This is a genomic window from Pseudomonas sp. GD03842 (assembly GCF_029841165.1).
Classification (GTDB): domain Bacteria; phylum Pseudomonadota; class Gammaproteobacteria; order Pseudomonadales; family Pseudomonadaceae; genus Aquipseudomonas.
This window is the reverse complement of sequence record NZ_JAOCEA010000004.1, coordinates 212,885-233,531: the sequence shown is the minus strand read 5'-3', so window position 1 is coordinate 233,531 and position 20,647 is coordinate 212,885. Positions and strand designations below refer to the sequence as shown.

Genomic DNA, 20,647 nt, shown 5'->3' with positions numbered 1-20,647 from the left:
GCATTCAAGCTCCAAGCTGTAAGCGTCAAGCGGCAAGCTTGTCGGCGTACAGCTAGTTAGAAATTTTGTTGATCAGCCCAACGAGCATCTTGGCAAACCGCAGACTCGTTCAAAGAACCGGTGGCTGCTCACAAAGACTTTGGAGCTATGCACCCAGACTTGCAGCTTGCCGCTTGCCACTCGAAGCTTAGAAGTAGCCCTGGCGTTTCTTGTCTTCCATCGAGCCCGCACCATCGTGGTCGATCACGCGGCCTTGGCGCTCGGACGTTCGCGTCAGGAGCATTTCCTGGATGATGTCTGTCAGGGTTTCGGCCTCCGACTCGACAGCGCCCGTCAACGGGTAGCAACCAAGCGTACGGAAACGCACCTTTTTCTTGACGATGCGCGCCTTTTCTTCATCGGTCAGGTGCTCAAGGATGCGCTCGTCGTCGATCATGATCAGCGTGCCGTTCTTTTCGATCACTTCGCGCTCGGCGGCGAAGTACAACGGCACGATCGGGATGCCTTCGAGGTAGATGTACTGCCAGATGTCCAGCTCGGTCCAGTTGGAAAGCGGGAACACCCGGATGGACTCGCCCTTATTGACGTTGCCGTTGTAGACGTTCCACAGCTCCGGGCGCTGGTTTTTAGGGTCCCAGCGATGCTTGCTGTCGCGGAACGAGTACACCCGCTCCTTGGCGCGGGACTTCTCTTCATCGCGGCGGGCACCGCCAAAGGCAGCGTCGAAGCCGTGTTTGTCCAGCGCCTGCTTCAGGCCCTGGGTTTTCATGATGTCGGTGTGCTTGGAGCTGCCGTGGGTGAACGGGTTGATGTCCTGGGCCACCCCTTCCGGGTTGATGTGGGTAATCAACTCAAGCCCCATCTCCTCGACCATCTTGTCGCGGAAGCGGTACATCTCCTGGAATTTCCAACGCGTGTCGACGTGCATCACCGGGAACGGCAGCTTGCCCGGAAAGAACGCCTTGCGTGCCAGGTGCAGCATCACGGCGGAGTCCTTGCCGATCGAGTACAGCATCACCGGGTTATCGAACTCGGCGGCGACCTCACGGATGATGTGGATGCTTTCCGCCTCCAACTGTTTCAGATGCGTCAGTTTGTCGACCATGGTTACTCACGGGATCACGTACTTGTATGGAGAGCCTGCGGGCTCTATCGAGCGAGGCACTTTATCATGGGGGCTGATTCTAATCAGCGGCCTCTATAGATCGAAACGGTATAACCATATAGCTCGGGATTTGGACCGTTCTTGACGCCGCCGCCTTGGATTGCGCGTGGTCAACAATCGGCCGGATGAGACGCAAAAGACGATGACTTCACTCTCTACAGACACGCTGCAATCGACTCGGCATGACCCATCAGATGGGATTCGGGCAGTCGATGAACAAATGCTCCAGCGCAAAGCGTCGCGCCAGGTAATCCCCCAACGCTTGAACGCCGTATCGCTCCGTCGCGTGATGACCCGCGGCAATGAAGCTGATGTCGTTTTCCCGCGCGCTGTGGAACGTTTGCTCCGAGGCCTCGCCGCTCAAATACAGGTCGACGCCTGCCAGCACGGCCTGATCGATGTAACCCTGCCCGCCCCCGGTGCACCAGCCCACGCGGCGAATCATCTCGCTGCCCTCGATCAGCAACGGTTCACGCCCCAGCGCGCTCTGCACCCGGTGGGCGAAATCCCGCGGCGTCATGGGTTCGGAGAGTGAGCCGACAAGCCCCACGATGCGTGGATTGTCCGGGTCGAGCGGCCCTTCCACCGTAATGTCCAACTGTCTTGCCAGTTGCACGTTGTTACCCACTTCGGCGTGCAGGTCGAGGGGCAGATGATAGGCGAGCAGACTGATATCGTGCTTGAGGAGCGTCTTCAGCCGACGTTGCTTCATCCCGGTGATACGGGCGTCCTCTCCTTTCCAGAAATACCCGTGATGCACGAGCACGACATCCGCCTCGGCATCGACTGCGGCATCCAGCAATGCCTGGCTGGCCGTGACGCCGGAGACGATCCGGGTGACATGTGGCCGCCCTTCGACCTGCAGACCGTTGGGGCAATAATCCTGAATCCGTGCACTGCCCAAATAGCGGTCGGCTTCTTCAACGAGTGTGTTCAGAGAAACAGCCATAAAAGTCTCCTAAATAGGCATTTCAGACCGTGCCGGTCCTCGTATAATGCCCGCCATTATGGCGCAGGTACGCTGCGTTTTTTCCTTTCAGGACCTTGTTCGATGCTCAAAGCGCTGCGTTTTCTCGGCTGGCCATTGCTCGCTGGTGTGCTTATCGCTTTATTGATTATTCAGCGTTATCCGCAGTGGGTCGGCCTGCCCAGCCAGGACGTCAACCTGCAGCAAGCCCCGCAGACCGCCTTCATTCAACAGGGGCCGGTGTCGTACGCCGATGCCGTGAGCAGCGCCGCCCCTGCGGTGGCCAACCTGTACACAACCAAGATGGTCAACAACAAGCCGAATCATCCGCTGTTCGAAGACCCACAGTTCCGGCGCTTCTTCGGTGACAACCTGCCCAAGCAGCGACGCATGGAGTCCAGCCTGGGTTCGGCGGTGATCATGAGCCCCGAGGGCTACCTGTTGACCAACAACCACGTCACCTCAGGTGCCGATCAGATCGTCGTGGCGCTCAAAGACGGCCGGGAAACCATCGCACGGGTGATCGGCAGCGATCCGGAAACCGACCTGGCGGTTTTGAAGATTGACTTGAAAAACCTGCCCTCCATTACGCTGGGCAGCTCGGACAACATCCGCATCGGTGATGTCGCGCTGGCCATCGGCAACCCGTTCGGCGTCGGCCAGACGGTGACGATGGGGATCATCAGTGCCACGGGGCGTAACCAGTTGGGTCTGAACACCTACGAAGACTTCATCCAGACCGATGCCGCCATCAACCCAGGCAACTCCGGCGGCGCGCTGGTGGATGCCAACGGCAACCTCACCGGGATCAATACCGCGATTTTCTCCAAATCCGGCGGCTCTCAGGGCATCGGTTTTGCGATCCCGACCAAGCTGGCGCTGGAAGTGATGAAGTCCATCATCGAACACGGCCAAGTGATTCGTGGCTGGCTGGGCATCGAGGTGCAACCCTTGACCCAGGAGCTGGCTGAGTCCTTTGGCCTGAAGGACCGCCCCGGCATCGTCGTTGCCGGTATTTTCCGCGATGGGCCTGCGCAAAAGGCCGGCCTTCAATTGGGCGACGTGATTTTGAGCATCAATGGCGAGCCGGCGGGCGACGGCCGCAAGTCGATGAACCAGGTGGCCCGCACCAAGCCTTCCGAGCGAATCGCAATTCAGGTCATGCGCAACGGCAAGGAATTGAAACTGACGGCTGAAGTGGGCCTGCGCCCACCGCAGACGCCGCCACCGGCTGCCGATGACTGAGCCGTTGGGCTACTCAGCGGAAAATCGTTAACCCGCCAAATAAAAAAACCGCCGAATACGGCGGTTTTTTATTGGCGAGACAACAGATCAAAGATCCCCCAGCGCCTCCACCAGCGCCTGATTCTGTTCTGGCGTGCCGATCGTGATACGCAGGAACTGGGCAATGCGTGCCTGCTTGAAATGGCGCACGATAACGCCCTGCTCCCGGACCTTAGCAGCCAGGCCCGCCGCATCGTGGTTCGGGTGACGAGCAAAGATGAAGTTGGCCGCAGACGGCAGCACCTCGAAGCCCTTGGCTTGCAGTTGCCCCACCAACTGCTCACGGCTGGCGATGACCAGCCCGCAGGTTTTATCGAAATACTCGCGATCATCGAACGCGGCTGCGGCGCCGACAATGGCCATGCGATCCAACGGGTAGGAATTGAAGCTGTTTTTGACCCGCTCCAGCGCCTCGATCAGGTCCGGATGCCCGACGGCCAGGCCCACTCGCAGGCCTGCCAGCGAGCGGGACTTGGACAGCGTCTGCGTGACCAACAGGTTCGGGTAGCGAGCCACAAGAGCAATTGCGCTCTGACCGCCGAAGTCAATGTAAGCCTCATCGACGATCACCACCGAGTCCGGGTTGGCTTCGACGATGCGTTCGACGGCGTCGAGTGCAAGCAGGCAGCCCGTCGGTGCGTTGGGGTTCGGAAAGATGATGCCGCCATTTGGACGGCTGTAGTCCTCGACGCGAATCTGAAATTGGTCGTCCAGCGGCACCGCTTCGTACTCGACGCCATAGAGGCCGCAGTACACCGGATAGAAGCTGTAGCTGATGTCCGGGAAGAGCAGCGGCTTATCCCGCAGGAAGAACGCGTGATACGCGTGGGCGAGGACTTCATCCGAACCGTTGCCCAAAAACACCTGACGGGCATCGACGCCGTAGTACCGGGCCACGGCCTGTTTCAGCAGGTCGCTGTTCGGGTCCGGATACAAACGCAGGTTGTCGTTGACCTCGGCGCGCATCGCTTCGATGGCTTTGGGCGAAGGGCCATAGGGGTTTTCGTTAGTGTTCAGCTTCACCAACTTGCTCAACTTCGGTTGCTCACCCGGCACGTAAGGCACGAGATCACGGACGAAGGGACTCCAGAACTTGCTCATGATCAACGGCCTTCCTGAGGTGTGTCGACGATTCGGTATTCAGCGCTGCGTGCGTGGGCGGTCAATGACTCGCCACGTGCCAGCACCGAGGCGGTCTTGCCCAGTTCCGACGCGCCTTGTTCCGAACAGAAAATGATCGAGGAACGCTTCTGGAAGTCGTAGACGCCCAGCGGCGATGAGAAGCGCGCGGTGCCGGAAGTGGGCAAGACGTGGTTCGGGCCAGCGCAGTAGTCGCCCAGCGCTTCGGACGTGTGGCGCCCCATGAAAATCGCGCCGGCATGACGAATCTGCGGCAGCCAGGCCTGTGGGTCCGCCACTGACAGTTCCAGGTGCTCGGGTGCGATACGATTGGCGACTTCGATGGCCTGGGCCATGTCGGCCACCTTGATGAGCGCGCCGCGCCCGGTGATGGAGGTCTGGATGATGTCGGCACGTTCCATGGTCGGCATCAGTTTGCTGATGCTGGCGGCCACCCGGTCGAGGAAATCGGCATCAGGGCTGACCAGAATAGCCTGGGCGTCCTCGTCGTGCTCTGCCTGAGAGAACAAGTCCATGGCGATCCAGTCCGGATCGGTCTGGCCGTCGCACACCACCAGAATTTCGGAAGGCCCGGCGATCATGTCGATGCCGACCTGCCCGAAGACATGGCGTTTGGCAGTGGCGACGTAGATATTGCCCGGCCCGACCACTTTATCCACCTGCGGGACGCTTTCCGTGCCGTACGCCAGCGCTGCAACCGCCTGAGCACCGCCAATCGTGAAGACGCGATCGACACCGGCGATGCAGGCCGCGGCCAGCACCAACTCGTTGACCTCGCCACGGGGCGTCGGCACCACCATCACCACCTCACCGACGCCAGCCACCTTGGCCGGAATCGCGTTCATGAGCACAGAGGACGGATAGGAGGCCTTGCCGCCTGGCACGTAGAGGCCTGCACGGTCCAACGGCGTGACCTTCTGGCCCAACACGGTCCCATCGGGCTCGGTGTAGCTCCAGGAATCCTGCTTTTGGCGCTCGTGGTAGCTGCGTACGCGCTCGGCTGCTTTTTCAAGCGCCTGACGCTGGGCGGGTGTGATGCGGGTCAGCGCCAGTTCCAGACGCTCGCGGGGCAGGATCAGGTCGGCCATCGACTGCGCGTTCAGGCCGTCGAAGCGCTGGGTGTACTCCACCACGGCTGCGTCGCCGCGCTCGCGGACATTCTTGATGATATCCAGCACACGCTGGTTGACCGCGTCGTCGGACACACTCTCCCAGCTCAGCAGATGAGCCAGATGTCGAGCGAAATCCGGATCAGCAGCGTCGAGTCGGCGAAGGGTATTGGGACTGGTCATAGCGTGAGCCTCTATAAATGGCGTTTTCTCAGGAGCCTTGAGCAAAGGCAGGAGCCTAAGCTACCAAGCCATCCGCGCAGGCACCTGAGAAATTTGGCTATGACGCGGATAGCTGGGCGCAACGTTCGAAGCCGTTGCGCCAGACAGTCAGCCGCGGTGTCGCGACTCCACGGCTGTGCGAAGCGTATCGATCAACGACTGGATACGCGCGTGTTGCATTTTCATCGAGGCCTTGTTCACCACCAGGCGCGAGCTGATGGTCGCGATCAGATCCTGGGGCTCAAGGCCATTGGCACGCAAGGTGTTGCCCGTGTCGACGACGTCGATGATCTTGTCGGCCAGCCCGACCAGGGGTGCCAATTCCATCGAACCGTACAGCTTGATGATGTCGACCTGACGCCCCTGCTCGGCATAATAACGCTTGGCGACATTGACGAATTTGGTGGCCACACGCAGTCGGCCTTTCGGCTCCGCGGCGCCAACCGCACCGGCAGTCATCAACTTGCACTTGGCAATTTGCAGGTCCAGCGGCTCGTAAAGACCCTGACCGCCATATTCCATGAGGACATCCTTGCCTGCCACGCCCAGATCCGCCGCACCATGCTCGACGTAGGTTGGCACATCGGTGGCCCGGACAATCAGCAGACGCACGTCATCCTGAGTCGTCGGGATAATCAACTTGCGGCTCTTGTCCGGGTTCTCGGTCGGCACGATGCCCGCAGCAGCGAGAAGCGGCAAGGTGTCGTCAAGGATCCGGCCCTTGGACAGTGCGATGGTCAACATGGAAAACGTCAGTCCTTATCAGCATGCGCATGTCGGGTCGCAAGTGGCGCCCGACACTCTTCGAACCTGGGAAGGGCCGAAGCGAAACGATTCAAAAGGTCGAACTTTCAATCAGCCCGTGGCCGTTCGCACGGCGCGAACCGCCACGGACCACTCACCGCTAGCCCGGTACGCGACGGATCTTCGCACCCAGCATCTGCAGCTTCTCTTCGATGCATTCGTAGCCGCGGTCGATGTGGTAGATGCGGTCGATCAGCGTATCGCCTTGGGCGACCAGCGCCGACAGCACCAGGCTGGCCGAAGCACGCAAGTCGGTGGCCATGACCGGCGCGCCCTTGAGCTTCTCACAACCGGTGACGATCGCAGTATTGCCTTCGACCTGGATCTGCGCGCCCATACGGTGCATCTCGTAGACATGCATGAAACGGTTTTCGAAAATCGTTTCGATGATCGCGCCGGTGCCTTCGGCAATGGCGTTCAGCGAGATGAACTGCGCCTGCATGTCTGTCGGAAACGCCGGGTACGGGGCGGTTCGCAGGTTTACGGCCTTCGGACGCTTGCCGTGCATGTTCAGCTCGATCCAGTCTTCGCCGGTGGTGATTTCTGCTCCAGCTTCACGCAGCTTTTCCAGCACCGCTTCGAGAATAGTCGGATCAGTATCCTTGACCTTGACGCGACCGCCGGTCACGGCAGCGGCGACCAGATAGGTGCCGGTCTCGATCCGGTCAGGCATGACGCGATACGTCGCCCGACCCAAGCGCTCGACACCTTCGATGGTGATGGTGTCGGTACCGGCGCCGGAGACCTTGCCGCCCATGGCGTTGATGAAGTTCGCCAGATCGACGACTTCCGGCTCGCGGGCGGCGTTCTGCAGGACGCTGCGCCCTTTTGCCAGCGCGGCGGCCATCATGATGTTCTCAGTGCCCGTGACGCTTACGGTATCGAAGAAGAAATGAGCGCCACGCAGCCCGCCTTCCGGCGCCTTGGCCTTGATGTACCCGCCTTCGACTTCAATGATCGCGCCCATGGCTTCAAGCCCGCGAATGTGCAGGTCGACAGGACGCGAACCGATGGCACAGCCACCCGGCAAGGCGACTTCGGCCTCACCGAAGCGCGCAACCATCGGCCCCAGGACCAGAATGGACGCACGCATGGTTTTCACCAGTTCGTACGGTGCGACCAAGGTCTTGATGGTGCGGGGGTCGATTTCAACGCTGAGCTTCTCATCGATGATGGGCTCGATGCCCATGCGACCGAACAGCTCGATCATGGTCGTGATGTCGTGCAGGTGCGGCAGGTTGGCGACGGTGACGGGACCATCAGCCAGCAAGGTGGCTGCGAGAATCGGCAGGGCAGAGTTCTTCGCCCCGGAAATGCGGATTTCGCCATCGAGGCGAATGCCGCCAGTAATAATCAGTTTGTCCATTGGGATCTCGACGCCAACGTGGCTCAGGTGCGCTCGGCCCAAGCCGCGCGGCTGAAAAATTTCATGGTGACCGCATGGATGCTGCCATCGGCGATCCAAGGGTTCAAATGCGTGTAGATCTGCTGCTGGCGCTTGACTGGACTCAGTGTAGCCAGTTCATCGCTGATCACGTTCAGCTGGAAGTTGCAGCCTTCGCCTTCAACTTCGACCTGGACCTCTGGCAGCTTACCTTCAAGGAAGCTCTTAACTTCTACGGCCTGCATGCTTAACCTCAATCGGCGCCCTACGCGCGCGGGTCGGCCATCATACAAAAAAGCCCTCTCGTTGCGAACCCTGCTTTGCAGGAGCCGGACGAGGGGCTTGAGCGATGACGGCGATCAATGTTGTTCGAACACCTCGGTGACACCCGATACCTGCGCGATTTCTCTCATGTCTTCCGGCAGTGCACGAACGCTGGCCGATTTGCCCGCTGCCTGAGCATCGCGCATGAAGGCCAGAAGCAAGGCCAGCCCTACGCTGCTCGATTTCTCCACTGCCGAGCAATCGAGCACCACGGAAGGCGAATCACTGGCCTTGATCAGTTCGGCGCCCTGCTTGCGCAAGGCGGGAGCGGTGCGATAGTCCAGGATGCCGAACAACTTCAATTCGCCGCCGCCGACCGCGGTGACACATGCCTCACTCATTTGACGACCTTTTCAGGCGAGTTTTCAGTGGCATCCTTGGCCTTGGCGACTTCACCGGCCCAGCCATCGATGGTCTTGTCCAGGTTGTTGCCATTGCGCTGCATCGCATCGGCAAACTGGTCACGGAACAGTTTGCCGATGTTGATGCCGTTGATGATCACGTTACGCACTTTCCAGTTATCGTTGATCTTCACGAGGGTGTAAGAAACGGGGTACACCGCGCCGTTGTTGCCCTTGACCGACATGTCGACCGAAGCACGATCAGAGCCGTCGTCACGCGCCGAGCCAACGGTAATGCCCTGGTTGTTGTACTCCAGCAGCGCATTGCCATAGAACTGGATCAGGCTGCGCTTGAAGTTTTCCTGGAAGCGCTGCATCTGTGCCGGTGTGGCGTTACGCGAGTACTTGACGGTCATGATGCTCTTGGAGATGCCGTCGGCATCGATCACCGGACCGACGATTCCATTGAGCGCGTCATAAAAGGCCTGCGGGTTGGTCTTGTAACTTTCTTTGTTGGCAGCCAGATCCGCCAGCAATTGCTTGGTGGTGTTGTCCACCAGGTCATGGGCGGAGGACAGGCTGGCAGCCGCGTTGGCAAACAGAGGCAGAGCAGCCAGCAGCACCAGAAGGCCACGGCGCAGAATCGAGATCATGAAAAAACTCCTCATTTGGCGTCTTTACCCACAGAGTTGAGCAGGAATTTGCCGATCAGGTCCTCGAGTACCAACGACGACTGGGTGTCATGAATCGTACCGCCATCCTTTAGCAACTGGTCGTCCCCACCTACGCTGATGCCGACGTACTTTTCGCCCAGCAGGCCTGCGGTGAGGATCGAAGCGGTGGAGTCGGACGGCAGGTTGTTGACCCGCTTGTCGACTTCCATGGTCACACGGCCCGTAAAAGTATCGTGGTCCAGATCGATCGCTGTGACCTTGCCGATGGTCACACCGGCCATGGTCACCTTCGCTCTGACAGTCAAACCGGCGATATTGTCGAAATTTGCATAAAGTTTATAGCTGTCAGTGGTCGTGCTGGCGCTCAGACCGCTGACGCGCAGGGCCAGCAAGAGCAGAGCCAGGATACCGGCCAGCAGGAACAGGCCGACACCGGTTTCGAGGGCGCGGTTTTGCATCAGAAGTCTCCAAACATCAAGGCGGTCAGAATAAAGTCCAGGCCCAGTACGGCCAAAGAGGCATAAACCACGGTCTTGGTCGTGGCGCGACTGATCCCCTCGGAGGTGGGCTCGCAGTCATAGCCTTGGAAAACGGCAATCCAGGTGACCACGAAAGCGAAGACAACGCTTTTAATGACACCGTTGATGACGTCGTTGGGAAAGGAAACGCTGTTCTGCATGTTGGCCCAGAACGAACCTTCGTAGACGCCCAGCCAATCGACGGCGACCCACGAACCGCCCCAGATGCCGACGACGCTGAAAATCAGCGCGAGCACCGGCAAGGAGATGAAGCCTGCCCATAGCCGAGGCGCCACGATGTATTTCAGCGGATCGACACCGATCATCTCAAGGCTGGACAACTGCTCAGTGGATTTCATGTTGCCGATTTCCGCCGTCAGCGCCGACCCGGCGCGACCTGCGAACAGCAAGGCAGTGACCACGGGCCCCAGCTCACGCAAAAGAGTCAGCGCGACCATTTGCCCGACCGCTTGCTCCGAGCCGTATTTGGCCAGAATACTGAAGCCCTGCAACGCCAGCACCATGCCGATGAAAATGCCGGAGACGACGATGATCGCCAGGGACATCACCCCCACCGAGTAAAGCTGGCGAACCAGCAACTGGAAGCCACCGCCGATACCGCCCCGCCCCAGCAAGGCGTGAGCCAGAAACAGGCCCGAACGCCCCAGTACTGCAACAATATCGATCGCGGATCGCCCCATCAGGCGAACGCGATCCATCAACGACTTTCTGCGCATCAGCGCTTCCCCAAAAGATCTTCGCGAAAATCCGGCGCCGGATAGTGAAAAGGTACAGGGCCGTCTGGATCCCCTGTCATGAACTGGCGAATGCGCGGGTTATCCGACTGCATCAATTCCTGCGGCGTTCCCTGCCCCAGAACCTGACCGTCGCCGACCACATAGAGATAGTCTGCAATGCTCGCGGTTTCGGCCAGATCGTGAGAGACGACGACACTGGTGATGCCGAGCGCATCGTTGAGCAGGCGAATCAACCGAACCAGCACCCCCATGGCGATCGGGTCCTGGCCCACGAAGGGTTCGTCATACATGAGAATCTGCGGATCGAGAGCGATGGCGCGCGCCAGCGCGACCCGGCGCTTCATGCCGCCCGACAGTTCGTCGGGCATCAACTCGACGGCACCGCGCAGCCCCACCGCCTGCAATTTCAGCAGCACGATGTCGCGAATCATGTCTTCCGGAAGCTGGGTGTGCACGCGCAGGGGAAACGCGACGTTTTCAAAAACATCGAGATCGGTGAACAGTGCACCGCTCTGAAAGAGGACGCCCATCTGTTTGCGCGCATCGAACAGATCGCTGCGCGACAACTTCGGCAGGTTCTGGCCATTGACCCAGACCTCGCCGGCACTGGGACGCAGCTGTGCGCCCATCAATCGCAGCAGGGTGGTCTTACCACTGCCCGACGGCCCCATGATGCCGGTGACCTTGCCCCGGGGGATGCGGATATCCACATTATTGAAGATGCTGCGCGTGCCGCGCTTGAAGGACACTCCCTTCAGCTCGACCGCGTAGGCGTTATCGGCGCTCATCTAAACTCCTTGCGATGCAGCCTGCCTCTCAGAGATCGCGTCGTATTCGATCGACACTCCGCCTGGAGGGGCCGAACAAGCCGCGGACTATAACACCGCTGTCGTACGCCGCCCAAGCGCCAACTTGGTCAGTTGTAATTTCAGCGAAATATTTCATGGCCCGTGGAAATTTCCTTCCAACGTCAGCGCAATTGGGTGACAAGCGCTGAAGGAACAGTCGTTTCGATAAACAAAGAACTGCGATGAGGCGTGAGGGTTTTCAACATTGTCGCTATAATCGCCGCCTTTTCACCCGACCGACCCTTTTCAGACATGACCAACCCTCGCGACCTGATCCAATCCGCCCAGTGCACCATCCGCCTCGAAATCGAAGCGGTCGAAAGTCTGCTCGCGCACATTGACGCGGACTTCGTCAGTGCCTGCGAGATGATTCTCGCCAGCAAGGGCCGGGTGGTGGTCGTCGGCATGGGCAAGTCCGGGCACATCGGCAAGAAAATCGCCGCCACCCTGGCCAGCACGGGTACCCCTGCCTTCTTCGTGCACCCTGCCGAGGCCAGCCACGGCGACATGGGCATGATCACCGGCGAGGACATCATCCTGGCCTTGTCCAATTCAGGCACGACTGCCGAAATCGTGACGCTGTTGCCACTGATCAAACGCCTGGGCATCCAGCTTATCAGCCTGACCGGCAACCCCGAATCCGCTCTGGCCAAGGCCGCAGACGTCAACCTCAACGCACGCGTGGAGAAAGAGGCCTGCCCGCTGAACCTGGCACCCACATCGTCGACCACCGCAGCGCTGGTCATGGGCGATGCGCTGGCCGTGGCACTGCTCGACGCTCGCGGCTTTACCGCCGAGGACTTCGCCTTCTCGCACCCGGGCGGCGCGCTGGGTAGACGCCTGCTGCTGAAGGTCGAGCACGTCATGCACACGGGGGACGCGCTGCCAAAAGTCGCCCGTGGCACGCCGCTGCGCGACTCGCTGATGGAAATGACCCGCAAGGGCCTTGGCATGACGGCCATTCTCGAAGCGGATGGTCGTCTGGCCGGGATCTTCACCGACGGCGATCTGCGCCGCACACTGGATCGCGACATCGACCTCCGCAACGCGTCCATTGACGAGGTGATGACCGTCCATGGCAAGACGGTGCATCAGGAAATGCTCGCCGCCGAAGCCTTGAAGATCATGGAAGACAACAAGATCGGCGCCTTGATCGTGGTCGATGAGAACGACCACCCTATCGGCGCCTTCAACCTTCAGGACTTGCTGCGCGCGGGAGTCATGTAAGTGAGTGACGAAATGAACGAACTGATGCAACGCGGCAAGAAAATCAAACTGGCTGTCTTCGATGTCGACGGCGTCCTGACGGACGGCCGCCTGTACTTCCTTGAAGATGGCAGTGAATTCAAGACGTTCAACACACTGGATGGTCAGGGTATCAAGATGCTGATCAATTCCGGCGTGACTACCGCTATCATCAGCGGACGCAAGACGCCTGTCGTGGAGCGCCGCGCCAAGAACCTGGGCATCGCGCACCTTTATCAGGGCCGCGAAGACAAATTGGTGGTGCTCGATGAACTGCTCGAGCAATTGAACCTGAGCTACGAACAGGTGGCCTACCTGGGCGATGATCTGCCGGATCTGCCGGTGATTCGCCGCGTCGGTCTGGGCATGGCGGTTGCCAACGCGGCCGGTTTCGTCCGCGAACATGCGGACGGCGTCACCCAGGCACGCGGCGGCGAAGGCGCTGCCCGGGAATTCTGCGAGTTGATCCTGAGCGCTCAGGGCAACCTCGAAGCGGCCCACGCCGCCTACTTATAGAAGTGCAATTATGCTGAGTAAACGGATTCGTACATTTCTGACATTCGGTGTCCTTGCCGCACTGCTTGCAGCGGCGGGCTACTGGAACATCAGCCCGGAAAGCTTCATGGACCAACCCAAGCCGGCCGTGGACGAAAGCGCGATCGACTACTATGCGACGAACGCCCACAGCATCCAGTACCTGGAAGACGGCTCGGTCCAGTACGACCTGACGGCGGACAAGGTGGAGCACCTCAAGGCCACAGACGTGACACTGATGACGACGCCTGTCCTGGCGATGTACCGCGGAACGGAATTTCCGTGGCATGTGAAAAGCGTGCGCGCTGAAGTCTCACCTGGCGGCGACCACGTCGAGCTGATCGACGATGTGCGCATCAACCGCACCGACGAAAAGAACCGCACCACGATCATCACCAGCACCCGCATGACCGTCTTCCCTCAGAAGCAATATGCGGAAACCGCGCAACCCGTTAGAATCGACGGATTTAACGGCGTGAGCACCGGTACGGGTATGAAGGCCTATCTAAAAGAAAGCAGGATTCACCTGCTATCGAATGCAAGAGGACAGTATGAGGCTCCTTAAAACCCTCCCTATTTTGCTCGGCTTGGGCGCAGCACTGGGAAGCGTGAGCGCCTGGGCTCTGCCGAACGATCAGGATCAGCCTATCCGTATCCAGGCCGACGACGCCCAGCTGGATGATAAACAAGGCATCGCCACCTACACCGGGAATGTGATCATTACCCAAGGCTCGATGAAGGTCACCGGCAACAAGGTGACCATGACGCGCACTCCGGCGGGCGACATCGACGTCGTGACTTCCGTGGGTAACCTTGCGTATTTCGAACAGCTGCAGACGGCAGGTGATCCGAAACCCGTTCAGGGCTGGGGCGTAACGATTCAGTACCATGCTCCGCAAAACCGGGTCGTGCTGATCGACAAGGCCAAGGTTGTCGACAAGGACAACAACACCACCCAGGGCGAGAAGATTGTCTATGACACCGTGCGCAAGCTGGCGAGCGCCGGCCGCGCCAACGGCAGCAAGGTCACCGAATCGCGCCCTCGCGTCGACATGGTGATCCAGCCGAAAAAGAAAACCGACCAGCAGAAGGCCCAGTAATGGCAACGCTGAAAGCCCAACACCTGGCCAAGTCCTACAAGGCTCGCCAGGTCGTCCGTGACGTCAGCCTGTCCATCGACAGCGGCCAGATCGTTGGCCTCCTGGGGCCGAACGGCGCAGGCAAGACGACCTGCTTCTACATGATCGTCGGCCTGGTGCAGGCCGATCAGGGCCGCGTGCTGATCGACGATCAGGATGTGAGCCATCAGCCCATGCACGGTCGCGCCCGCGCCGGTATTGGCTATCTGCCGCAGGAAGCCTCGATCTTCCGCAAGCTGTCGGTCTCGGACAACATCATGGCCATCCTCGAGACCCGCAAGGACCTCGACCGCGCCGGGCGTCGCAAGGAGCTGGAAAGCCTGCTCCAGGAATTTCACATCACCCACATCCGCGACAACCTGGGCATGAGCCTGTCGGGTGGTGAGCGCCGCCGTGTGGAAATTGCACGGGCCTTGGCCACCTCCCCCAAGTTCATCCTGCTGGACGAACCTTTCGCCGGTGTCGACCCTATCTCCGTTGGCGACATCAAGCAGATCATCCACCACCTGAAAGCGAAAGGCATCGGCGTTCTGATCACTGATCACAATGTCCGTGAAACGCTCGATATCTGCGAAACAGCCTACATCGTTAACGATGGGCAGCTCATCGCAGAGGGTGATGCCGAAACGATCCTTGCCAACCAATTGGTGAAGGAAGTGTACCTCGGCCACGAGTTCCGCCTTTAAAAGGCCGATGACGAGCGGGTGGCGAGTGAACGCAGCATGCGGCTCATCGCCAACCTCGCATTAACTGCCATCACACTCTAGGCAAACGAGCCGCTTTCAGGCATATAATTTGCTTAGTTTGGCGCCTCGGCGCCTCGTAGTGGATGGCGCGAGCGCGCCGGCGAATAAGGTATTAAGCCCCTGCCATGAAACCTTCGCTAGTCTTGAGAATGGGCCAGCAGCTGACGATGACGCCGCAGCTGCAACAGGCCATCCGCTTGCTCCAATTGTCGACGCTGGATCTTCAACAGGAAATCCAGGAGGCATTGGAATCCAACCCCATGCTGGAACGCCAGGAAGAAGGCGACGATTTCGACAACGCTGATCCCATGGCCGATAACGTCGAAGCCAAGCCAGCTGCCGACGTTCAAGAACCGACATACCAGGAATCTTCGACCACCACGGTCGACAATCTCGAAGACGGCGAATGGGGCGACAGCGAACGCATTCCCAACGAACTGCCCGTCGATACGGCGTGGGAAGACATCTACCAGACCAGCGCCAGCAGCCTGCCAAGCAACGATGACGATGAGTGGGACTTCACCACCCGCACCTCGGCGGGTGAGAGCCTGCAAAGCCATCTGCTCTGGCAGTTGAACCTGGCGCCCATGTCCGACACCGACCGCCTGATTGCCGTCACGCTGATCGACTGCATCAACAACCAGGGATATCTGGACGAGTCGCTGGAGGAATTGCTCGACGCATTCGATCCAGAACTCGACATCGAACTGGACGAAATCGAAGCCGTCCTGCACCGCATCCAGCAGTTCGAACCGGCTGGCGTCGGTGCTAGGACGCTGAGCGAATGCCTGCTGCTGCAATTGCGCCAGCTTCCGGTGAAGACCAAGTGGTTGGCCGAAGCCCAGCGACTGGTCAGCGACTACATCGATTTGCTGGGCAGCCGCGATTACGCGCAATTGATGCGCCGGATGAAAATCAAGGAAGACGACCTGCGTCAGGTCATCGAGCTGGTTCAGAGCCTCAATCCCCGCCCCGGCTCGCAGATCGAGTCGACCGAAGCCGAATACGTCGTGCCGGACGTCATCGTGCGCAAGGACAACGAACGTTGGCTGGTCGAACTCAACCAGGAGGCAGTGCCGCGCCTGCGGGTGAATCCTCAGTACGCCGGTTTCGTGCGTCGCGCCGACACCAGTGCGGACAACACCTTCATGCGCAATCAGTTGCAGGAAGCGCGCTGGTTCATCAAGAGCCTGCAAAGCCGGAACGAGACCCTCATGAAAGTGGCGACCCAGATCGTCGAGCATCAGAGGGGTTTCCTGGAATACGGCGACGAGGCAATGAAACCCTTGGTGCTGCATGACATCGCAGAAGCGGTGGGCATGCACGAATCGACGATTTCACGCGTGACCACGCAGAAATTCATGCACACGCCCCGTGGCATCTATGAACTGAAGTACTTCTTTTCCAGTCACGTCAGCACCTCCGAAGGCGGTGAATGCTCGTCCACGGCGATCCGCGCGATCATCAAGAAACTGGTTGCCGCGGAAAATCAGAAAAAGCCGTTGAGCGACAGCAAGATCGCTGGTTTACTGGAGGCACAAGGCATTCAAGTGGCGCGTCGCACCGTCGCCAAGTATCGCGAATCTCTCGGGATAGCGCCTTCGAGCGAACGTAAGCGACTGATGTAACGCCACAGCCACAGCGTTCCAGTGGCAGGCATCCAAGCCTGCCTCTTAATGCACTGGCAACGAAGGAGAAGCTGTATGCAAGTCAACATCAGTGGACACCAACTGGAAGTCACCAAGCCTCTGCGCGAGTACGTCGAGCTGAAGCTGAAGAAGCTCGAAGGGCACTTTGACAAGATTACGAACGTGCAGGTGACGATGGCCGTCGAGAAGCTCAAACAGAAGATCGAGGCCACCTTGCATATCCCTGGTGGAGAGGTGGTTGCCATTGCGGAACATGACGACATGTACGCGGCGATCGACCTGCTCACGGACAAGCTCGACAGACAATTGCTCAAGCATAAGGAAAAGCAGCAAAGCATCCTCAAGGGTGCGGCAGCTCGCTGATACTCCCCATCCATGATCCGACTTGAAAACATCCTGACCCCTGGCCGTTCCTTGGTGAACGTGCCAGGCGGCAGTAAAAAAGCCGTACTGGAACAGATCGCCAGACTGATCGGGCAGCAAGTGCCCGAGTTCGACTGGGAAACTGTGTACGAAAGCCTCATTGCCCGCGAAAAACTGGGCTCGACCGGTTTCGGAAACGGCATCGCCATTCCGCACTGTCGGCTCAAGGGATGCAGTGCGCCGGTCAGCGCGGTGCTCCATCTGGAGCGGCCTGTTGACTTCGATGCCATCGACGGCGCGCCTGTAGACCTGCTTTTCGTCCTGCTCGTGCCCGAAGCGGCAACCGATGCTCATCTGGAGCTGCTGCGCCAGATCGCCAGCATGCTCGATCGCGCCGACGTCCGCGCCAGCCTGCGCGCGGCCAAAAGTAGCGATGAGCTCTACAACGTTGTGCTCCACGTCCAGAACGGCCACTGATCATGCGCATGATCATCGTCAGCGGTCGCTCCGGCTCTGGCAAGAGTACGGCCCTCGATGTTCTTGAAGACAGCGGCTTCTACTGCGTCGACAATCTGCCGGCCGGGCTGCTGCCCGAGCTCGCCGAACGCGCATTGATCAACACTGAACTGGCCGAACCGCTGCTCGCGGTCTCCATAGACGCGCGCAACCTGCCGAGCCATTTGACCCGCTTCCCGCGCATGCTCGAAGAGGTCCGTGGCCGACATATTCGCTGCGACGTGCTGTTTCTGGACGCTGAAGAATCCACCCTTCTCAAACGCTTTTCCGAAACCCGTCGCCGTCACCCCCTGAGTAACGCGACACGCTCGTTGGCCGAGGCCATCCGCGACGAAAAAACGCTGCTAGGGCCGATCATCGACCTCGCCGACCTGACCATCGACACGACTCACCTGAACCTGTATCAGCTGCGCGACACTTTGAAGTTGCGACTGCTGAACAAACCTGAGCCCGGCACGGCTTTCCTGATCGAGTCGTTCGGATTCAAGCGGGGAATGCCGGTCGACGCCGACTTGGTGTTCGATGTGCGCTGCTTGCCCAATCCCTACTGGAAACCCGAACTGCGCGAGCAATCCGGGCTCGATCAGCCGGTTGCCGACTACCTTGCAGCCCAACCCGACGTCGAAGAGATGTTTCAGGACATCGCTTCCTATCTGACCAAATGGTTGCCGCGCTTCGCCGCCAGCAATCGAGCTTACGTCACCATTGCCATTGGCTGCACCGGCGGGCACCACCGCTCCGTCTACCTGACCGAACGTCTCGGCCAGGTGCTGCAGCAATCGCTCAAGAATGTTCAGGTCCGCCACCGCGACCTCAGCTGAAAGGACCCTTCACGCGATGCCCGCTCACCAAATCACCATCATCAACAAGCTGGGCTTGCATGCCCGGGCTGCCGCCAAATTCGTCGGCGTTGCCGGCAAGTATCCCTGCCAGATCCGTGTCGGCCGTTCTCCCGACAGCATGGTCGACGGCAAAAGCATCATGGCCGTCATGATGCTCGCTGCGGGGAAAGGCACCGAGATTCACCTTTTGACCGAGGGACAAGACGAGCAGGCTGCCCTGGAGGGCCTGATCGAGCTTATCAACAACAGGTTCGATGAGGGTGAGTGACACCAGTGGCCCTTGAGCTGTTCGCCCTCCCCGCTTGACGCTTTGAAACCTGCACTATTGCCGATTCTTCATCGTCTGAATGTGTCCCACCGCATACCTTCGCACATCAATTCGCCAAATTGGGATCCCTATACTTGATCATTCAAAGTGGTGGATCTTTAATTCATCGCTTTGAAACACCTCGTCGCTCATCGCCCAGCTCGATCTTGGCAGGCCTGAGCAACAGCTCGACTCCAGACTCGGGCGGAGCATATTCCAGGTGTCCTCCCCAAAGAGCTAATCGATGACACTGTCCGCTGAACTGGTGCGCAAAGGGACTTGGTCCCGTTCGGAAAAGATGTTGATGTCGGGCAGCGTGCTGGCGGTGATAGCGATTTTATCGATCGTTACCTCGTTGCTTGCGCGAGAGTACGCGAGCGCAACCGACAGTGCGGTTCGCGCGGCGCACAACGTGGTGCAACTCATCGATGCGGACGTGCAGCGTAATGCCGACTTGTATGACACCTCGCTGGAGGGAATGATTGCAACATGGCAGCAGCCCGAGGTGATGTCGGTTTCACCGCAGTTGCGCCAACAAATAGTCTTTGATCGCTCGACTGCCGCGCCTTACAAGGGCGACTTGGTGGTCCTGGATGAAACCGGCACCATCGTTGCCGATTCCATCTCGGTCATTCCCCGCCACGACAACTTCGCTGACCGTCCCAGTTTCATCCTGCACAGAAGCAATCCGTCCCTTGGATTGCTGGTCACCGGGCCCTTCAAATCTCGCTGGGGGTTCAAGGACTGGTGCATCAGTTTCAGCCGCCGTATTCCTTCATCCAATGGCAAGTTCGTGGGCATCGTGGCCGCATCAATGCGGTTGGCGTACTTCAGTCGCCTGTTCCGAGGGCTGGACGTGGGACAACATGGCACGATCAACCTGATCAGTGCACAGGGAGTGATGCTGGCCCGGGAGCCGGAGCAAACCGAGCGAACGTTCATCGGCCAGGATTTGAGCGAACGAACGAATTTTCGGCGCATTCTCAGAGAGGTCAACGGCAGCTTCGCTGCTCGATCGGAGTTGGATGGCGAGCATCGGCTCTATACCTTCTCACGAGTGGGCGATCTGCCGTTGATCGTGGTCGTCGCCCAGTCACAAGCTGAGGTGTACGCCGTCTGGAAGCGCAACACGCTGTTGGTTGCGGGAGCCACTGGCCTGCTATGCCTGGGAATCCTCTGGCTGTCCTACCTGCTCGGCAAACAGTTGCAGTTACGACAAAAGGCGGAACGGGAACTTGCCGAACTGGCAGCGACAGATGGCCTGACCGGCCTGGCCAACCGTCGCCATCTTGATCGTGTGCTCCGCCAGGAATGGGCACGCAGCGCCAGGACGGGTAAGCCGCTGTCATTACTCATGATCGATGTGGACCACTTCAAGGCATTTAACGACCGCCATGGTCATCATGGAGGGGATATCGCCTTGCGCAACGTGGCCCAAGCGCTGTCGGCCAACATCCGTCGTCCGGGGGACCTTGCCGCTCGGTACGGCGGAGAGGAGTTCATCGCGGTGCTCCCAGAGACTGACCTCAAGGGGGCGCACGCATTGGCTGAGACGATCAGGGCAGCCATCGCCGTTTTGCCGCCTTATGCTGGCGACCAGCACGCCGTCACCGTCAGCATCGGGGTGGCTTCGCGCATACCAGATTCGAGTGAAAAAGAAGCGCAGCTGTTTACTGAAGCAGACGACGCGCTCTATCGCGCCAAACGAAGAGGACGCAACCGCGTTGAAACTCAACCAGCGATCGAGCCCGAAACGATCCAGCCATAA

24 protein-coding genes are annotated in these 20,647 nt (G+C 59.4%); 12 read left to right on the top strand and 12 right to left on the bottom strand.

The window, feature by feature from the left end; translation table 11 throughout:
• Window positions 1-187: 187 nt before the first annotated feature.
• Both cysD and N5D61_RS08175 read right to left on the bottom strand, forming a co-directional pair.
• Window positions 188-1,105 (bottom strand): sulfate adenylyltransferase subunit CysD, encoded by a 918-nt coding sequence (gene cysD / locus N5D61_RS08180; RefSeq protein WP_279891930.1) that lies wholly within the window; start codon window positions 1,103-1,105, stop codon window positions 188-190.
• A gap of 250 nt (window positions 1,106-1,355) precedes the next feature.
• Window positions 1,356-2,114 (bottom strand): Nif3-like dinuclear metal center hexameric protein, encoded by a 759-nt coding sequence (locus N5D61_RS08175; RefSeq protein WP_108236887.1) that lies wholly within the window; start codon window positions 2,112-2,114, stop codon window positions 1,356-1,358.
• A 102-nt stretch (window positions 2,115-2,216) separates the two neighbouring features.
• Here N5D61_RS08175 and algW point away from each other — a divergent pair, with 102 nt between their 5' ends.
• Window positions 2,217-3,377 (top strand): Do family serine endopeptidase AlgW, encoded by a 1,161-nt coding sequence (algW, locus tag N5D61_RS08170; protein WP_279891929.1) that lies wholly within the window; start codon window positions 2,217-2,219, stop codon window positions 3,375-3,377.
• 87 nt (window positions 3,378-3,464) lie between these two features.
• Here the strand turns inward: algW and hisC are convergent, their stop codons facing one another.
• The 10 genes from hisC to N5D61_RS08120 form a co-directional block, all read right to left on the bottom strand.
• On the bottom strand, window positions 3,465-4,517 hold the full coding sequence (hisC, locus tag N5D61_RS08165; RefSeq protein WP_279891927.1) for a histidinol-phosphate transaminase: 1,053 nt from the start codon (window positions 4,515-4,517) through the stop codon (window positions 3,465-3,467).
• A gap of 2 nt (window positions 4,518-4,519) precedes the next feature.
• Entirely contained in the window at window positions 4,520-5,848 is a 1,329-nt protein-coding gene (gene hisD / locus N5D61_RS08160; protein WP_279891925.1) for a histidinol dehydrogenase, read from the bottom strand.
• A 147-nt stretch (window positions 5,849-5,995) separates the two neighbouring features.
• On the bottom strand, window positions 5,996-6,631 hold the full coding sequence (hisG, locus tag N5D61_RS08155) for an ATP phosphoribosyltransferase (protein ID WP_279891923.1): 636 nt from the start codon (window positions 6,629-6,631) through the stop codon (window positions 5,996-5,998).
• A gap of 160 nt (window positions 6,632-6,791) precedes the next feature.
• Complete coding sequence (gene murA, locus N5D61_RS08150; protein WP_279891921.1) at window positions 6,792-8,057, bottom strand: UDP-N-acetylglucosamine 1-carboxyvinyltransferase; 1,266 nt, start codon at window positions 8,055-8,057, stop codon at window positions 6,792-6,794.
• Window positions 8,058-8,080: 23 nt separating this feature from the next.
• Window positions 8,081-8,320 carry a BolA family protein gene (locus N5D61_RS08145; RefSeq protein WP_081565357.1) on the bottom strand — a complete coding sequence of 80 codons (240 nt, stop codon included), beginning with the start codon at window positions 8,318-8,320 and terminating at the stop codon, window positions 8,081-8,083.
• 114 nt (window positions 8,321-8,434) lie between these two features.
• Complete coding sequence (locus N5D61_RS08140) at window positions 8,435-8,740, bottom strand: STAS domain-containing protein (protein WP_279891916.1); 306 nt, start codon at window positions 8,738-8,740, stop codon at window positions 8,435-8,437.
• The gene (locus tag N5D61_RS08135; protein ID WP_279891914.1) at window positions 8,737-9,393 is read right to left on the bottom strand and encodes an ABC transporter substrate-binding protein; all 657 of its coding nucleotides are present in this window, start codon (window positions 9,391-9,393) and stop codon (window positions 8,737-8,739) included. The genes N5D61_RS08140 and N5D61_RS08135 overlap by 4 nt, the downstream gene beginning before the upstream one ends.
• Before the next feature lie 11 nt (window positions 9,394-9,404).
• Window positions 9,405-9,872 (bottom strand): outer membrane lipid asymmetry maintenance protein MlaD, encoded by a 468-nt coding sequence (mlaD, locus tag N5D61_RS08130; RefSeq protein WP_108236879.1) that lies wholly within the window; start codon window positions 9,870-9,872, stop codon window positions 9,405-9,407.
• Complete coding sequence (gene mlaE, locus N5D61_RS08125; RefSeq protein WP_108236878.1) at window positions 9,872-10,669, bottom strand: lipid asymmetry maintenance ABC transporter permease subunit MlaE; 798 nt, start codon at window positions 10,667-10,669, stop codon at window positions 9,872-9,874. The genes mlaD and mlaE overlap by 1 nt, the downstream gene beginning before the upstream one ends.
• The gene (locus N5D61_RS08120; RefSeq protein ID WP_108236877.1) at window positions 10,669-11,478 is read right to left on the bottom strand and encodes an ATP-binding cassette domain-containing protein; all 810 of its coding nucleotides are present in this window, start codon (window positions 11,476-11,478) and stop codon (window positions 10,669-10,671) included. The genes mlaE and N5D61_RS08120 overlap by 1 nt, the downstream gene beginning before the upstream one ends.
• Window positions 11,479-11,790: 312 nt before the next feature.
• Here N5D61_RS08120 and N5D61_RS08115 point away from each other — a divergent pair, with 312 nt between their 5' ends.
• The 11 genes from N5D61_RS08115 (at window position 11,791) to N5D61_RS08065 (ending at window position 20,647) form a co-directional block, all read left to right on the top strand.
• Window positions 11,791-12,765, top strand: a complete 975-nt coding sequence (locus N5D61_RS08115; protein ID WP_279891909.1) for a KpsF/GutQ family sugar-phosphate isomerase — start codon at window positions 11,791-11,793, stop codon at window positions 12,763-12,765.
• A 12-nt stretch (window positions 12,766-12,777) separates the two neighbouring features.
• Window positions 12,778-13,299, top strand: coding sequence for an HAD family hydrolase (locus N5D61_RS08110; protein WP_108237039.1), 522 nt, complete (start codon window positions 12,778-12,780; stop codon window positions 13,297-13,299).
• Window positions 13,300-13,309: 10 nt separating this feature from the next.
• Complete coding sequence (gene lptC, locus N5D61_RS08105) at window positions 13,310-13,882, top strand: LPS export ABC transporter periplasmic protein LptC (protein WP_108236875.1); 573 nt, start codon at window positions 13,310-13,312, stop codon at window positions 13,880-13,882.
• Window positions 13,869-14,417 carry a lipopolysaccharide transport periplasmic protein LptA gene (gene lptA, locus N5D61_RS08100; protein WP_108236874.1) on the top strand — a complete coding sequence of 183 codons (549 nt, stop codon included), beginning with the start codon at window positions 13,869-13,871 and terminating at the stop codon, window positions 14,415-14,417. The genes lptC and lptA overlap by 14 nt, the downstream gene beginning before the upstream one ends.
• Window positions 14,417-15,142 carry an LPS export ABC transporter ATP-binding protein gene (gene lptB / locus N5D61_RS08095; RefSeq protein ID WP_108236873.1) on the top strand — a complete coding sequence of 242 codons (726 nt, stop codon included), beginning with the start codon at window positions 14,417-14,419 and terminating at the stop codon, window positions 15,140-15,142. Before lptA ends, lptB begins: the two co-directional genes overlap by 1 nt.
• A gap of 185 nt (window positions 15,143-15,327) precedes the next feature.
• The gene (locus N5D61_RS08090) at window positions 15,328-16,830 is read left to right on the top strand and encodes an RNA polymerase factor sigma-54 (RefSeq protein WP_108236872.1); all 1,503 of its coding nucleotides are present in this window, start codon (window positions 15,328-15,330) and stop codon (window positions 16,828-16,830) included.
• Window positions 16,831-16,905: 75 nt separating this feature from the next.
• The gene (gene raiA / locus N5D61_RS08085) at window positions 16,906-17,214 is read left to right on the top strand and encodes a ribosome-associated translation inhibitor RaiA (RefSeq protein ID WP_108236871.1); all 309 of its coding nucleotides are present in this window, start codon (window positions 16,906-16,908) and stop codon (window positions 17,212-17,214) included.
• 12 nt (window positions 17,215-17,226) lie between these two features.
• Window positions 17,227-17,691, top strand: coding sequence for a PTS IIA-like nitrogen regulatory protein PtsN (gene ptsN, locus N5D61_RS08080; RefSeq protein ID WP_279891905.1), 465 nt, complete (start codon window positions 17,227-17,229; stop codon window positions 17,689-17,691).
• A 2-nt stretch (window positions 17,692-17,693) separates the two neighbouring features.
• A complete protein-coding gene (gene rapZ / locus N5D61_RS08075) occupies window positions 17,694-18,551 on the top strand; it encodes an RNase adapter RapZ (protein ID WP_108236869.1) in 858 nt (285 codons plus the stop codon).
• A gap of 16 nt (window positions 18,552-18,567) precedes the next feature.
• Window positions 18,568-18,840, top strand: a complete 273-nt coding sequence (locus N5D61_RS08070) for an HPr family phosphocarrier protein (RefSeq protein ID WP_108236868.1) — start codon at window positions 18,568-18,570, stop codon at window positions 18,838-18,840.
• Window positions 18,841-19,123: 283 nt separating this feature from the next.
• Window positions 19,124-20,647, top strand: a complete 1,524-nt coding sequence (locus N5D61_RS08065) for a diguanylate cyclase (RefSeq protein ID WP_279891903.1) — start codon at window positions 19,124-19,126, stop codon at window positions 20,645-20,647.